The following is a 12,883-nucleotide window of genomic DNA, read 5'->3' on the forward strand; positions in this document are numbered from 1 at the left end:
CTCAGAGCCGTCCGCTCAGGACGTCGTCCAGGCTGGCGACGTCGCTTATCAGCCGTGAGGCGGCGCGCACGACCGGCAGGGCCAGCAGCGCGCCGGTGCCCTCGCCGAGACGCAGACCCAGGTCCAAGAGCGGCTCGACCTCCAGCGCCGCCATCATCCGCTGATGCCCCCGCTCGGCCGAGCGATGGCAGAAAACACAGTAGTCCTGAGCCGCCGGGACCATTCGGATCGCCGCGAGCGCCGCCGCCGAGGCGATGAAGCCGTCGACCAGCACCGGGATGCGCGCCGACGCCGCGCCGATCACCGCCCCGGTCATCATGGCGATCTCCAGCCCGCCGAACTCGGCCAGGACGGCGGCGGGCTCGGTGGCGTCCGACCGCGCCGCCGCGCGCTCCAGCACGGCCAGCTTGCGGGCCAGGCCCGCGTCGTCATGACCGGTCCCCCGCCCGACGCATTCGGCCAGCGGCGCGGGGGCCAGGCGGTGCATGAGCAGGGCCGCCGAGGCGGTGTTGCCGATGCCCATCTCGCCCAGCGCCAGGATCTCGAAGCCTTCGGCGGCCGCTTCGCGGGCGATGCGGGCACCGGCCTCAAGCGCGCGGTCGACCTCTTCTGGTGTCAGGGCTGGCTCGACGGCGGCGTTGCGCGTCCCGCGCCGCACCTTCTGCGCCAGCAGGTTCGGATGGGACGGAAGTTCGGCGTCGACTCCGGCGTCCACGACGCGAAGCTCGGCGCCGACCGCGCGGGCGAAGGCGTTGGCGCTGGCCTTGCCGGCCAGGAAGGTCGCGACCATGGCCTGAGTGACGCTGGACGGATAGGCCGAGACGCCCTCGGCGGTCAGCCCGTGGTCGCCGGCAAAGACCAGCAGCAAGGCTCTGTCCAGCGGCCGCTCGCCGGCGATCAGCGCCAGGCGCGCGGCCAGGTCCTCGATCCGCCCCAGCGCGCCCAAGGGCTTGGCCTTGCCATCGATTGAGGCGCGCAGCCGGGGCGCCTGGCTAAGGTCGACGGGGGTGACGGTCGGAAGGGTCATCAGAAGCTCTCCAGGCCGGCGATCGCGGCCAGGGCGGGAATGTCGAAGGCCTGCTCCAGGACAGCGGCGATCTCGTCCAGCGCCTGGTCGACGCGGACGGCCTGGTCGATCGCATCGGACATCGCGCCCAGCTCGGCCAGCAGGGCCGCCCGCGCCTCGCCTTGGTCGAACAGGCCGTGGACATAGGCGCCGCGCACCTGACCGCCGGTCGAAACCGCGCCGTCCGTGACGCCGTCGTCGAAGGTCAGCATCGGCGACACCGCCCCTGTTGTGCGGCCGACGTGCATCTCGTAGCCCTCGAACCGCGCCCCGCCAGCCAGCCGTCCCGCAACGGGTCGCAAGGTCTTGTCGCCGGTCATCACCGTCTCGACATCCAGCAGACCCAATCCCTCAACCGAGTCCGGCGGCCCCTCGACGCCGTCCGGATCCGACACCCGCCGGCCCAGCATCTGGTAGCCGCCGCAGACGCCCAGCACCCGGCCGCCGCGCCGGACGTGGGCGGCCAGATCGATGTCCCAGCCCTGGGCGCGCAGGAAGGCCAGGTCGGCCAGGGTCGCCTTGGTGCCCGGCAGGATCACGAGATCGGCGTCGCCCGGCAGCGGCGCGCCCGGCGGGACGAAGGCGAACTCCACCTCCGGCTCGGCGCGCAGGGCGTCGAACTCGTCGAAATTGGCGATCCGCGACAGCATCGGCACGACGATCCGCACCTTGCGGCCGCCGGCGGTCGCGGCGCGGTCCAGCACCACGGCGTCCTCGGCCGGCAGGCGCCGCGCCGCCGCCAGCCAGGGCGCCATGCCGAGGTCCGCCCAGCCGGTGCGGCGGACGATCTCGGCGCGGCCGTCCTGGAACAGGCTGGGATCGCCCCGGAACTTGTTGATCAGGAAGCCGCGGATCATGGCCCGGTCGGCGGCGTCCAGCACCACATGGGCCCCGACCAGGGCGGCGATGACATGGCCGCGATCGATGTCGCCGACCAGCACCACCGGCACGTCGGCCGGGATCGCGAAGCCCATATTGGCGATGTCGCCGGCCCGCAGGTTGATCTCGGCGGGGCTGCCGGCGCCTTCGACGATGACGAGGTCGCTCTGCGCCTGCAGCGTGCGGAAACTCTCCAGCACCGTGTCCAGCAGCGTCACCTTGCGCTCCTGATAGCCGCGCGCCTTCCAGGTTCCGGCCATCTTCCCGCGCACGACCAGTTGGGCGCCGACGTCGCTCTGGGGCTTCAAGAGCACCGGGTTCATGTCGACGGTCGGGGCGACGCGGCAGGCGATGGCCTGCAGGGCCTGGGCGCGGCCGATCTCTCCGCCGTCGGCGGTCACGGCGGCGTTGTTGGACATGTTCTGCGGCTTGAACGGCCGCACCCTCAGGCCGCGATTGGCGAACAGACGACAGAGACCGGCGACCAGCACCGACTTGCCGACGTCGGAGCCGCAGCCCTGGATCATCAAAGCGGCCATGCGAATCCTCCCCAGACGAACCCGGCGACGGCCAGCATCACCCAGAGCAGCCCGCAGGCGATAAGATAGATCCGCAGGGCGCGGACCAGGTCGGCCGGCTTTGCCGCACCGCCCTCGCCGAGCACCGGACGCTGGGACAACGCGCCGTCGTACCAGGCCGGACCGCCGAGCTGGACGCCGAGGGCGCCGGCCATGGCCGCTTCGGGCCAGCCGGCGTTGGGCGAGGCATGCTTGCCGGCGTCGCGCAGCATGATCTTCCAGCCGCGGCCTCCCGCGAGGGCGATCACCATGCCCGCCAGCCGCGCGGGGAGCAGGTTCAGCAGGTCGTCGAAGCGCGCCGAAGCCCAGCCGAACGCCCGCCAGCGCGGCTCGCGGTGACCGATCAGGCTGTCGGCGGTGTTGACGGCCTTGTAGACGAACAGGCCCGGCAGGCCGGCGACCACGAACCAGAACAGGGGCGCGACGACGCCGTCGCAAAAGCTCTCCGCCAGGCTCTCGATGGCGGCCGTGGCGATGTCGCTCTCGTTTAGTCGGCCAACATCGCGTCCGACGATGTGGCCGACCGTAATGCGCGCACTGTCCAGGTCGCCCGCCGCGAGGGGTCTCGCCACGGCGCGAACATGGTCGAACAGGCTGCGCTGGGCCAGGCCCAGGGTCCCGACCAGCACGACCGCCCAGGGACCGCCGACCTTCGCGATCAGCCACCCCGCCAGACCGCTGACTCCGACGATGACCCCCAGGGTCACGACGCCCAGCAGGCGGCGCGTGGTCCCGTTGAAATCCGGCAGGTTCAGGCCCGCTTCCAGCGACGAGATCAGCCCGCCGATCCAGACGACGGGATGCGGCGCGCGCCGGTGCAGGGCGTCCGGATAGCCGACGGCGGCCTCCACGACCGCCGCCGCCAGGACGATCCACGGACCGCTGGACGAGAGTCTAGCCGGCACGGCCCAGCACCTCAATCAGCGGACCGCCCTCGCCGGCATGGCGGCGGACAGCGACGCCATAGACATCCGACAGGGTCTGCGGCGTCAGGGCCGTGTCGGGCGCGCCGTCGACGACGAGGCGGCCTTCGCTCAGCACCATCACCCGGTCGGCGAAGCGCGCGGCCAGGTTCAGGTCGTGCAGGGTGACGATCACGCCCTTGCCCTGGTCATGGGCCAGGCGGCGGAACAGGGCCAGGGCGTCGAGCGCGTGGCCGGGATCCAGGCCCGTCAGCGGCTCGTCGGCCAGCAACCAGTCGGTCTGGCCGGCCAGGCCGCGCGCGATCAGGGCGCGGGCCCGCTCGCCGCCCGACAGCCGCGTGACGGCGCGGTCGACGAAGGTTTCCAGGCTGGCGGCGGCGATGGCGGCGTCGATCGCCGCGCGGTCCTCGGCGCTTGGACCGAAGGCCCCAAGATGCGGCGTGCGCCCCAGACCCACGAAGGCGCGCAGGTCGACGTCCCAGGCGATCTCGGGCGTCTGGGCCAGGAAGGCGATGCGGCCGGCGCGCTGGCGTCCGGGCATGGCCGCGACCGCTACGCCGTCCAGGGTGACCGCGCCGTCGTCCGGGCGCAGCAGGCCGGCCAGGCAAGATAGAAGGGTCGACTTGCCCGCCCCGTTGGGACCGAGGATGGCGATCAGCCCTCCCTTGGCGAAGTCGGCGGTGACGCCGTCCAGCACCGGACGTCCGCCCAGGGCCAGGGTCACGTTCCGGGCGGAGATCATGCCAGCCTCCGGCGCATCGAGATCAGCATGGCCAGGAAGAACGGCCCGCCCAATATGGCCATGGCGACGCTCAGCTTGACCTCGCTGGCGGCCGGAGTCATCCGCACCAGGATGTCGGCGGCCAGGGTGAGGGCCGCGCCGCCCAGGAACGACGGCAGCAGCACGGCGCTCGGCTTGGAGCCTAGCAGCGGCCGCAGCAGGTGCGGCGTGATCAGGCCGACGAAGCTGATGACGCCGGTCACCGCCACGCTCGACCCGACCGCCACGGCGACGCCGACGGCCATCAGCAGCCGCGTGCGCGACAGGTCGACGCCCAGGGAGCGCGCGCCCTGCTCGCCCAAGGTCAAGGCGTCCAGCGAGCGCCCCAGGGTCAGCAGCAGCACGCCGCCGGCGATGACGCCCGGCGCGGCCAGCTTGACCTCGTCGACGCTGCGATCGGCCAGCGAGCCCAGCGTCCAGTTGATGATCTCGTTCACCGCCCAAGGGTTTGGCGCGAGGTTCAGAGCCAGGGCGATGCCAGCGCCGCAGACCGTCTGAATGACGAAACCCGCCAGGATGAAGGTCACGATGCTGGAGGTGACGCCCGCCAGGGCCAGCAGGGCCGCGACGCCCAGGCCCGCCCCGACCATGGCGGCGGCCGGCAGGATCCAGATCGCCTCGCCCGCCGCGCCCAGATAGAGCGTCAGCACCGCGCCCAGCGCCGCCGACGCCGAGACGCCGAGGGCTCCGGGATCGGCCAATGGGTTGCGGGTGTAGCCCTGGAGCGCGGCGCCGGAGAGGCCCAGGGCTCCGCCGACCAGGATGGCCAGGATGGTGCGCGGCAGCCGCAGGCCGAAGACGATGGCCCAGCGCGGATCGGCGCCGCCCGAGGTCCAGGCGCTCCACGGCGCCCAGACGCGCCCGGCGCACAGGCTGACGCCGAACAGCACGACCAGCAGCGCCAGCAGGACGCCGCTGATCATCCATGGCGATCGCGATTTCATGCGCCCTCCTTCAAAGCTTGGGCGCGCGCCAGCGCCATGGCGGCGGCGGTCTCGATCAGCACCGGGCCGCCGCAATAGAGGAGCCTTTCGGGCAGCCGCACCTGACGCATTCGCCCGGATATGACCTTGAGAGCCGGATGGGACATGACCCGGTCCGCCCAGCTGCGCGCGCCGGGCGCCGGGACGCCGACCAGCAGCACCTGGGGCGGATCGGCGAGCAGGCGCTCCAGCCCGACATTGCCCCAGGTCTTCAAGCCGAAGCGGCGGGCGACATTGTCGAAGCCGGTTTCCGCCATCATCTCGTCGACCAGCGTGCCCGGGCCGGCCGCGAAACCGTTGGGCTGATAGATCAGCGCCGTCAGCCGCCGCGCGCCGGGCGTGGGCCTGGCGGCCGCGACCGCCGCCTCGATGCGGGCGACCAGGGCCTCGCCGCGATCGGGGTGGCCGATCAGCCTGGCCACCTCGCGGACCTGGCCGAGGCTCTCGTCGATCGACCTGGGCACCTTGAAGCGCTGGACCGGCACATGCAGGCGCTTGAGCGCGTTGCGCGTCGCCAGCGCCGAGTGCTGGCTGGCCAGGACGAGGTCGGGCATGAGGTCGATGACCTCCTCGGCGCTCTCCCAGGTGTAGGGCAGCGTCCGGGCCTGATCCGCGACGGTGGAGGCCCGCGCGTCGCGGGCGTAGTGACTGAGGGCGGCGATCTGGCCGCGGTCGGCCAGGTGGACCAGCATGGCGTCCAGGCAGCTGTTCAGCGACACGATGCGCCGGGGACGTGGCGGCGGCGCGCCCGCCGTCATCGCCAGCGCTCCGCTCACGACCTCCCGGCGATTCACGATGTCACCGCGTGAATATCTCTCTCAAAACGATTGAAATCATTGCGAGAAGGCAGACCAAGGCGAAGTCGATCAGGGCGATCGGCGAAGGGCCGCGTCAGTATCCCCCGCGCGCAGAGCTGCGTGAACAGGCCGTGCGCGTCCGGCGTCTCCACCCAGCGGAAGAGATCGCAGCCCCCGAGCGGCTTGAGACCCGCCTTGGCCAGGACCGTGTCGACCGCGCCGGCCTGGGTGGCCAGCCACGCACGGGTCCGTCCCCGCCAGGCGGCGTCGGCATAGGCCTCTATCCCCAGCGCCAGGGCGTCGGCGCCGATGGGCCAATCGCCGAGCAGTGCGCGAAATTCCTGCGCGAAGACCTTGTTTCCAATCAGGAAACCCAGTCGCGCGCCCGGCAGGCCATAGAACTTGCCGAACGAGCGCAGGATCGCCAGCCGGTCGATCTCCAGCTCGGCGACGCCGAGTTCCGGCGCGACCTCGCCAAAGGACTCGTCGACAACCGTCCAGCGTCCGGCGTCGGAGCGTTCCGCGGCCAGGGCGGCCAGGGTGTCGCGGTCGATGCGGCGGCCGTCGGGATTGTTCGGATTGACCAGCACCAGCACATCGGCGGCGACGGCTCGAGGGTCTTCCGGCGACGTGACGAGGCTTGGCGACGAGGCCGCCCAGCTCTCGGCATGGCCGCCATAGATCGGGGCCAGCAGCGCGACCTCCCCGCCGCCGATCAGACCGGGCAGCAGCCGCAGCGCCGCCTCCGCGCCCGAGGTGGCGACCACGCGGCCGGGGTCGGCGACGCCGAAAGCGCGCGCGGCGATCGTCTCGAGTTCGGCGAGCTCACGCGGGTCCGGCAGCCGGCGCAGGGCGTCGGCCGGCGCCCGCTGGCCCGACCACGGCTCGGGATTGATCCCGGTCGACAGGTCCAGCCAGGGACGCGGCGCGTCCGGAAAAGCGGCCATCGCCTCGCGGAGACGGCCGCCATGCCGGAAGGCGCCGATGGTGGAGATCGACGCCGACATCAGCCTAGAACCGCGCTCGCAGGCCCACGAAGGCCCCGCGTCCCGGCGCGCCGTAGTTCAGGATGGTCTGGTAGTCCTTGTCGAACGCGTTCTCGACCCGGCCGAACACCTCGAGGGTCTCGTTGATCGGATAGGCCGCGCGCAGGTCGACCAGGGTGTAGTCCTTCACCACCTGGGTGTTGGCGTCGTTGTTGTAGGTCTTGCCCACGTAACGCACCGCGACCGTGGTCGACAGGCCCACCGGCCAGCGATAGGTCGCCGACAGGTTGCCCATGTTCTTCGGGCGACGGGTCAGCTGCTTGCCCTTGCTGGCGCCCGAGGCGGACTCGGCGTCGGTGTAGGTGTAGTTGCCGGTGATGGTCAGGGCCGTGGTCGGCTTGACCTCGCCGATCAGCTCCAGGCCCTGGGCCTTGGTCTTCTGGACGTTGTCATAATAGCCGAAGCGGAAAGCACCGTTCGGATTGCACAGCGCCGTGGTCGAGCCCGAGGCGCACGAGAAGAAGCGGATCTCGTTGTCGGCCTCGCGGTGGAACCAGGTGGCCGACGCGCGGGCCTTGCCGCCGAAGAAGCGCTGCTCGACGCCGGCGTCCCAGCTGTCGAACTCCTCCGGCGCCAGGGTCAGGTTGCCGTACTCGCTGTAGAGCTCGTAGAGGCCCGGGGCGCGGAAGCCCTGGCCGAAGCTGGCGCGGAGGACGGTGTCGCCCTCGTTGAGCGCCCAGGCCGCCGCGACCTGCCCCAGGGTGTGGCTGCCATAGGTGTCGTGATCCTCGTAGCGCAGCCCGCCCGTCAGGGTCAGGCCCTTCACCGGCTCGACCTGCAGCTGGCCGTAGAGGCTGTCGACGCCGACGCGGCCGGTGCTGAACACCGGGTTCGGCTTGGCGACCGTCGGCGAGCGGGTGCGCATGCGGGCCTTCTCGGTTTCGGCGCCGAAGGTGGCGGTCCAGATGTCCGAGATGGCGAACACGCCTTGATATTCGAAGCGCTTGTTCTTGCCGGCGGCGTCGAAGGTCAACGGCGCGGCTGGGCGGGCCGGGTTGAGGTTCTCCCGGTCGGTGTCGGTGTAGGCGTAGCCGAGGCGGTTGTTCCAGCGGCCGTCCAGCAGGGCGAAGTTCAGGCCGGTATAGACGACCAGTTCCTCGGTGCGGCCAAATTCGGGGCTGTCGCCGTTGAAGGCGTCGAAGTCATTCTTGCCCTTCGAATAGACCGAGCGCACCTCGGCCGAGATGGTCTCCGTCAGCGCCACACGAACGCGGCCCGACAGGCCGGTGTTCTGGTAACCGTCCTTCTCCTTGCCGACCTTGTACGAGGAGAAGCCGTCTGTGGTGTAGTAGCCGCCGGCCAGGCGCCAGGTGATCTTGTCCGAAGCGCCGCCGACACCGGCCCGCAGGTAGCCGGTCTTGCGCGCGCCGCCTTCGGCCTCGATCGAGCTGGTGAACGGGACGGTGGGATCGGCGGTGACGATATTGACCACGCCGCCGATGGCCTGGCTGCCCCAAAGCGTCGACTGGGCGCCGCGCAGCACCTCGATGCGCGCGATGTCGCCGACCAGCAGGTTGCCGCTGTTGAAGCCGCCCTGGGTCGAGGACGGGTCGTTCAGCTTGACGCCGTCGATCAGCACCACGGTGTGCTGGGTCTCGGCGCCGCGGATGTTGAGGCCGGTCGTCGCGCCGGGTCCGCCGTTGCGGGTGAAGCTGACGCCCGGCGTCTGGGCCAGCAGCTCCGTGACCGAGATGGCCTGACTGGCCTCGATGGCGGCCTGGGTCAGGACGGTGACCGACGCGCCGACCTTCTCGATCGGCTGGACGGTGCGGGTCGCGGTGACCACCAGTTCGGCGACGCCGTTGGCGCCGACGGCGCCGGCGACATCGGCTTCGGGGGCCTTCTGCTCGTCGGCCATGGCCGGACCGGCGACAAGGATCGTGGCGAGCGCGGTGGAGCTCAGAAACGTTCGGATCATGTTTCAATCTTCCCAGTTGAACGACCCGCGCGCCTGACCGCGACGCCCCCGCCAGCTGGACAGCCGCGATTACGCCCCGGACCGTCGCGCGGCCCTTTTGACTGTCGTTTCGCGGGAGATCCCGTTCGTTCGGCGCACCCCGGCCGAGCGATGAACGACTGCGCCGGGCAGGTCTCCTGGCTCGCGGGTCGTCGCTCTTGGCGTCGCCTTCCCAGGATCCGAAAGACCCCAGTGGCATGTGACGCTAGAACTCGCCGCTTACAGTTGCGGGGGCAGCCGAGGTGTTGAACCTCGTTCCCTTTTAATCCTCTTTCGAGGAGCCTGACGCGCGGCCAGCCCTATAGACTGCGCCGCGCACGGTCAATGTGGAGCTTCCATGACGTCGATCCTGGTGCTGGGCGGAGCCCGTTCCGGCAAGAGCGCCTTCGCCCAGAAGGCGGCGGAGCAAGCGGCGGAAACCGTCGCTGGAGCGGCGCGTCCGGTGCTGATCGCCACTGGCCAAGCCTTTGACGACGAGATGGCCGAACGCATCGCCCGCCACCAGGCCGACCGCGGCGAATCATGGACCACGGTGGAGGCACCGCTGGCCCTGGCCGAGGCGATCACCGCCCTCCCCGCCGACGCCGTGGCCGTGGTCGACTGCCTGACGCTGTGGCTGTCGAACCTGATGCTGGACGAGCGCGACATGGCGACGGAGGCGACCATGCTCGTCGAAGCCGTCGCCGCCTGCCCCGCCCGCCTCTGGCTGGTCAGCAACGAGGTCGGCCTGGGCCTGGTGCCCGAGACGCCGCTCGGCCGGAGGTTCCGGGATGAGGCCGGACGGCTGCACCAGCGGCTCGCCCAGACGGTCGACGAGGTCTATTTCGTGGCCGCCGGGCTGCCGTTGAAGCTGAAGCCGCAGGGGTGAATTCCCGTCGGCGTGCGGGCGTTGAATCCCTCTCTCATGGAGAGAGGGAGGGACCCGCGCCGCAGGCGTGGGAGGGTGAGAGGTTTCACCGATAGCCGGATAAAACCGAGATCTCTCAGCCACTTACCTCGCCATTGCCTTGTCCGGAGAGGGCGTAACCCCTCACCCTCCCATGCTGCGCATGGGCCCCACCCTCTCTCAAAGAGAGAGGGGTTCATGGGGATCGCGCGAGCATTCACGCCCTTGCGTCCCCGGCCGAGAAACCTGCCGTATTCTCTACCCACCTCGTCGCGAGGAAGGGGCGCATGGCCAGCGACCGTTGCGGCGACGGGGGGCGATCGAGCGGGCGCGCTCGTCGGCGCGGGGGAAGCTCCGCAACTGCACCATCCCCGCGGTAGTCGACCCTGGAACACAGAAACGACGGTGGATGCAGGCCGAGGAGAGCGACAGGGGAGCTGAAAGGCTCCTGACCGGGACCAGGCTTCGCGGCCTGGCCCGCCCGTCGGAGGCTTCAAGGGCGTCGAGGTGTGAACAGCATCGTGGCGTCACGCTTCCGGATAACGACCGCGCGGAGCGTCGGGCTTCGTCGAAACGGTATTTCTACTTCCAAACTCCGGACGCTGTCCGGCGCTCCGCATCCCTTTCCACACCTTCAGCGAAGCGATCGCGTGAAGCGGCGGACGCGCGTCTCGATCGCAGGAAGAGGCTGGCGCTCCGCGAACAATGCCCGCAAACTCATTCAAACGGCCGTTCAGCGGCCATGAGTGTCCGAGCGCGATCAACGGCGCGGGGAGGAGTACAAATGTCCGAGCGACGGTCTTCGTGGACCCTGGCCCGATTTGCGGCGCCCGCCATCCCGATATCGGCGATGGGCCTGCCGCTCGTCGTGTACCTGCCCGAGTATTACATCAACTCCCTGGGCCTCTCCCTCGGAACCGTGGGGGCCGCCTTCCTGATCGTGAAGCTGGTCGACATGCTGCTGGACCCGATCCTGGGCGGCGTCATGGACGGGACGCGGTCGCGCTTCGGACGCTTCCGCCCCTGGCTGGTCATCGGCACCCCCATCGTCGCGCTGGGCACCTTCGCCCTGTTCATGGCCAAGCCCGGCGTGGGACCGATCTATCTGTGGTTCTGGCTGGCCGTGCTCTATGTCGGCTATTCGATGGTGGTCCTGTCCCAGACGGCCTGGGGCGCGGTCCTGTCCAGCGACTACCAGCAGCGCTCGCGGATCTATGGCTGGTGGCAGGGCGCCAATGTGGTGGGCATGATCCTGGTCTTGTGCCTCCCGCCGATCGTGACCGGCGTGTTCAAGGGCGATCACCTCGACAGCGTCCGCGCGATGGGCTGGTTCATCGTCATTTTGGCGCCCCTCACCGTCCTGCTGGCCGTGACCACGGTCGGCGAGCCGTCGGCGGCGCCCAGGCGCGGCAAGACCGGCCTCAAGCAATACGCCAAGCTGCTGACCCGCCCCTCGGTCCAGCGCCTGCTGGTCGCCGACCTGCTGATGGGTCTGGCGCCGGGCATCGCCGGCACGCTGTTCCTGTTCTTCTTCGAGCGCATGAAGGACTTCGACAAGACCCAGGCCGGCGTTCTGCTCCTGATCTACTTCATCGCCGCCCTGGCGGGCGCGCCGATCTGGCCCATGCTCGCCAAGCGGGTCGGCAAGCACCGCGCCCTGGTCGTGGCCTCGGTCGTCTACGCGGTCGTGCAAGTGACCGCCGTCATCACGCCGCCCGGAAACCTCGTGCTCGGCATGATCGTGCTGGTCCTGGCCGGCCTGCCCTACTCCGCCGCGCCGTTGCTGGTGCGGGCCATGATGGCCGACATCGGCGACGAGGAGCGCCTGGAGAGCGGGGTCGACAAGACCGGCCTGCTCTATGCGATCGTGACCGGCACGGTGAAGCTGGGCTACGCCCTGGCCGTGGGCGTGTTCATCATCCTGGGCGCGCTGGGCTTCGACCCGAAGACGCCGACGGCCGCCGGCGACGCGGCGCTGGTCGGGCTGTACGCTTTCGCGCCGGCCGCGCTTGGACTGGTGGTCGCGGCTGTCGTGTTGCGCTATCCGCTGGATGCGACCCGGGTCGCCGAGATTCAGCGCCAACTCGGGGCGCGGGATGCGGCGGAGCGGGACGCCCCCGCAGCGGAGCCGCAAGCCCATGTCCTCCCCCAGCAAGTCCCCGCCCCTGGCCCGGCCGAATGAAGGCTCTCAAGGCGAAGATGGGCACCCCATCTTCCGCCTGGTCGAGATCATGGCCAGGCTGCGCGATCCGAACGGCGGTTGCCCCTGGGACCTGGAGCAGACCTTCGCGACGATCGCGCCCTACACGGTCGAGGAGGCCTACGAGGTCGCCGACGCCATCGAACGCAACGACCTGCCGGAGCTGCGCGACGAGCTGGGCGACCTGCTGCTGCAGGTGGTGTTCCATTCGCGGATGGCCGAGGAACTGGGCGCGTTCGACCTGAAGGACGTGGCGGCGGCCATCTCCGACAAGATGATCCGCCGGCATCCACATGTGTTCGGCGATCACGCCTACGCGGACCTCTCGGCCCAGGTCGCTGGCTGGGAAGAGCTGAAGGCCCAGGAGCGCAAGGCCAAGGCCAAGACCGGCGTGCTGGACGACGTACCAGCGGGGCTCCCCGCCCTCACCCGCGCCGTCAAGCTGACCAAGCGCGCGGCCCGGGTCGGCTTCGACTGGCCCTCGGCCCGCGAGGTGCTGGACAAGCTGCGCGAGGAAACCGCCGAGATCGAGGTCGAGATCGAGGCCGGCGACATGGCCAAGGCCCGCGAGGAGCTGGGCGACATCCTGTTCGTCTGCGCCAACCTGGCCCGCAAGCTGGACGTCGACCCCGAGGACGCCCTGCGCGCCACCAACGCCAAGTTCACCCGCCGCTTCGCCTTTGTCGAGGCGGGCCTGGCCGAGCGCGGCAGGACGCCCGACCAGTCCGATCTGGCGGAAATGGACGCCCTGTGGAACGACGCCAAGGCGGCGGAGAAGAAGGGTTAG

The 12,883-nt window shown here is 70.4% G+C and carries 11 protein-coding genes, 1 pseudogene and 1 riboswitch; of the genes and pseudogenes, 3 read left to right on the top strand and 9 right to left on the bottom strand.

Annotated features, from left to right (window positions below; all coding sequences use genetic code 11):
- Position 1: 1 nt before the first annotated feature.
- From cobT to EIK80_RS18215, 8 genes are read right to left on the bottom strand one after another with little or no spacing between them, the layout of a single operon-like run.
- Positions 2–1,027: a nicotinate-nucleotide--dimethylbenzimidazole phosphoribosyltransferase gene (gene cobT, locus EIK80_RS18180; RefSeq protein WP_125158430.1), complete on the bottom strand. Its 1,026-nt coding sequence runs from the start codon at positions 1,025–1,027 to the stop codon at positions 2–4.
- Positions 1,027–2,484 carry a cobyric acid synthase gene (locus tag EIK80_RS18185; protein WP_125158431.1) on the bottom strand — a complete coding sequence of 486 codons (1,458 nt, stop codon included), beginning with the start codon at positions 2,482–2,484 and terminating at the stop codon, positions 1,027–1,029. The genes cobT and EIK80_RS18185 overlap by 1 nt, the downstream gene beginning before the upstream one ends.
- The gene (gene cbiB, locus EIK80_RS18190; protein WP_125158432.1) at positions 2,472–3,428 is read right to left on the bottom strand and encodes an adenosylcobinamide-phosphate synthase CbiB; all 957 of its coding nucleotides are present in this window, start codon (positions 3,426–3,428) and stop codon (positions 2,472–2,474) included. The genes EIK80_RS18185 and cbiB overlap by 13 nt, the downstream gene beginning before the upstream one ends.
- A complete protein-coding gene (locus tag EIK80_RS18195; protein WP_125158433.1) occupies positions 3,418–4,188 on the bottom strand; it encodes an ABC transporter ATP-binding protein in 771 nt (256 codons plus the stop codon). The genes cbiB and EIK80_RS18195 overlap by 11 nt, the downstream gene beginning before the upstream one ends.
- Positions 4,185–5,171, bottom strand: a complete 987-nt coding sequence (locus EIK80_RS18200) for an iron ABC transporter permease (protein ID WP_125158434.1) — start codon at positions 5,169–5,171, stop codon at positions 4,185–4,187. Before EIK80_RS18200 ends, EIK80_RS18195 begins: the two co-directional genes overlap by 4 nt.
- Positions 5,168–5,986 carry an ABC transporter substrate-binding protein gene (locus EIK80_RS18205; protein ID WP_233586880.1) on the bottom strand — a complete coding sequence of 273 codons (819 nt, stop codon included), beginning with the start codon at positions 5,984–5,986 and terminating at the stop codon, positions 5,168–5,170. The genes EIK80_RS18200 and EIK80_RS18205 overlap by 4 nt, the downstream gene beginning before the upstream one ends.
- A 14-nt stretch (positions 5,987–6,000) precedes the next feature.
- Positions 6,001–7,014: a threonine-phosphate decarboxylase gene (locus EIK80_RS18210; RefSeq protein WP_233586881.1), complete on the bottom strand. Its 1,014-nt coding sequence runs from the start codon at positions 7,012–7,014 to the stop codon at positions 6,001–6,003.
- A gap of 4 nt (positions 7,015–7,018) precedes the next feature.
- Positions 7,019–8,971, bottom strand: a complete 1,953-nt coding sequence (locus EIK80_RS18215; protein WP_125158435.1) for a TonB-dependent siderophore receptor — start codon at positions 8,969–8,971, stop codon at positions 7,019–7,021.
- A 148-nt stretch (positions 8,972–9,119) separates the two neighbouring features.
- A riboswitch (cobalamin riboswitch) is annotated at positions 9,120–9,311 on the bottom strand.
- A 36-nt stretch (positions 9,312–9,347) separates the two neighbouring features.
- Here EIK80_RS18215 and cobU point away from each other — a divergent pair.
- Positions 9,348–9,878, top strand: coding sequence for a bifunctional adenosylcobinamide kinase/adenosylcobinamide-phosphate guanylyltransferase (gene cobU, locus EIK80_RS18220; protein ID WP_125158436.1), 531 nt, complete (start codon positions 9,348–9,350; stop codon positions 9,876–9,878).
- A gap of 276 nt (positions 9,879–10,154) precedes the next feature.
- Here the strand turns inward: cobU and EIK80_RS27060 are convergent.
- Positions 10,155–10,225, bottom strand: a pseudogene (locus EIK80_RS27060) (hypothetical protein); the annotation flags it as partial.
- A 413-nt stretch (positions 10,226–10,638) separates the two neighbouring features.
- Between EIK80_RS27060 and EIK80_RS18225 the strand changes: the two are divergent.
- Both EIK80_RS18225 and mazG read left to right on the top strand, forming a co-directional pair.
- The gene (locus tag EIK80_RS18225) at positions 10,639–12,078 is read left to right on the top strand and encodes an MFS transporter (RefSeq protein ID WP_370450240.1); all 1,440 of its coding nucleotides are present in this window, start codon (positions 10,639–10,641) and stop codon (positions 12,076–12,078) included.
- Positions 12,035–12,883, top strand: a complete 849-nt coding sequence (gene mazG, locus EIK80_RS18230) for a nucleoside triphosphate pyrophosphohydrolase (protein ID WP_125158438.1) — start codon at positions 12,035–12,037, stop codon at positions 12,881–12,883. The genes EIK80_RS18225 and mazG overlap by 44 nt, the downstream gene beginning before the upstream one ends.

This window comes from Caulobacter sp. 602-1 (assembly GCF_003931565.1).
Taxonomy (GTDB): domain Bacteria; phylum Pseudomonadota; class Alphaproteobacteria; order Caulobacterales; family Caulobacteraceae; genus Caulobacter.

What these genes read in the sequence shown, in the direction of transcription:
- EIK80_RS18210 (WP_233586881.1), bottom strand. Translation starts at nt 7,014, where the DNA reads ATGTCGGCGTCGATCTCCACCATCGGCGCCTTCCGGCATGGCGGCCGT.
- cobU (WP_125158436.1), top strand. Translation starts at nt 9,348, where the DNA reads ATGACGTCGATCCTGGTGCTGGGCGGAGCCCGTTCCGGCAAGAGCGCC.
- EIK80_RS18195 (WP_125158433.1), bottom strand. Translation starts at nt 4,188, where the DNA reads ATGATCTCCGCCCGGAACGTGACCCTGGCCCTGGGCGGACGTCCGGTG.
- EIK80_RS18225 (WP_370450240.1), top strand. Translation starts at nt 10,639, where the DNA reads ATGAGTGTCCGAGCGCGATCAACGGCGCGGGGAGGAGTACAAATGTCC.
- cobT (WP_125158430.1), bottom strand. Translation starts at nt 1,027, where the DNA reads ATGACCCTTCCGACCGTCACCCCCGTCGACCTTAGCCAGGCGCCCCGG.
- EIK80_RS18200 (WP_125158434.1), bottom strand. Translation starts at nt 5,171, where the DNA reads ATGAAATCGCGATCGCCATGGATGATCAGCGGCGTCCTGCTGGCGCTG.
- mazG (WP_125158438.1), top strand. Translation starts at nt 12,035, where the DNA reads ATGTCCTCCCCCAGCAAGTCCCCGCCCCTGGCCCGGCCGAATGAAGGC.
- EIK80_RS18185 (WP_125158431.1), bottom strand. Translation starts at nt 2,484, where the DNA reads ATGGCCGCTTTGATGATCCAGGGCTGCGGCTCCGACGTCGGCAAGTCG.
- EIK80_RS18215 (WP_125158435.1), bottom strand. Translation starts at nt 8,971, where the DNA reads ATGATCCGAACGTTTCTGAGCTCCACCGCGCTCGCCACGATCCTTGTC.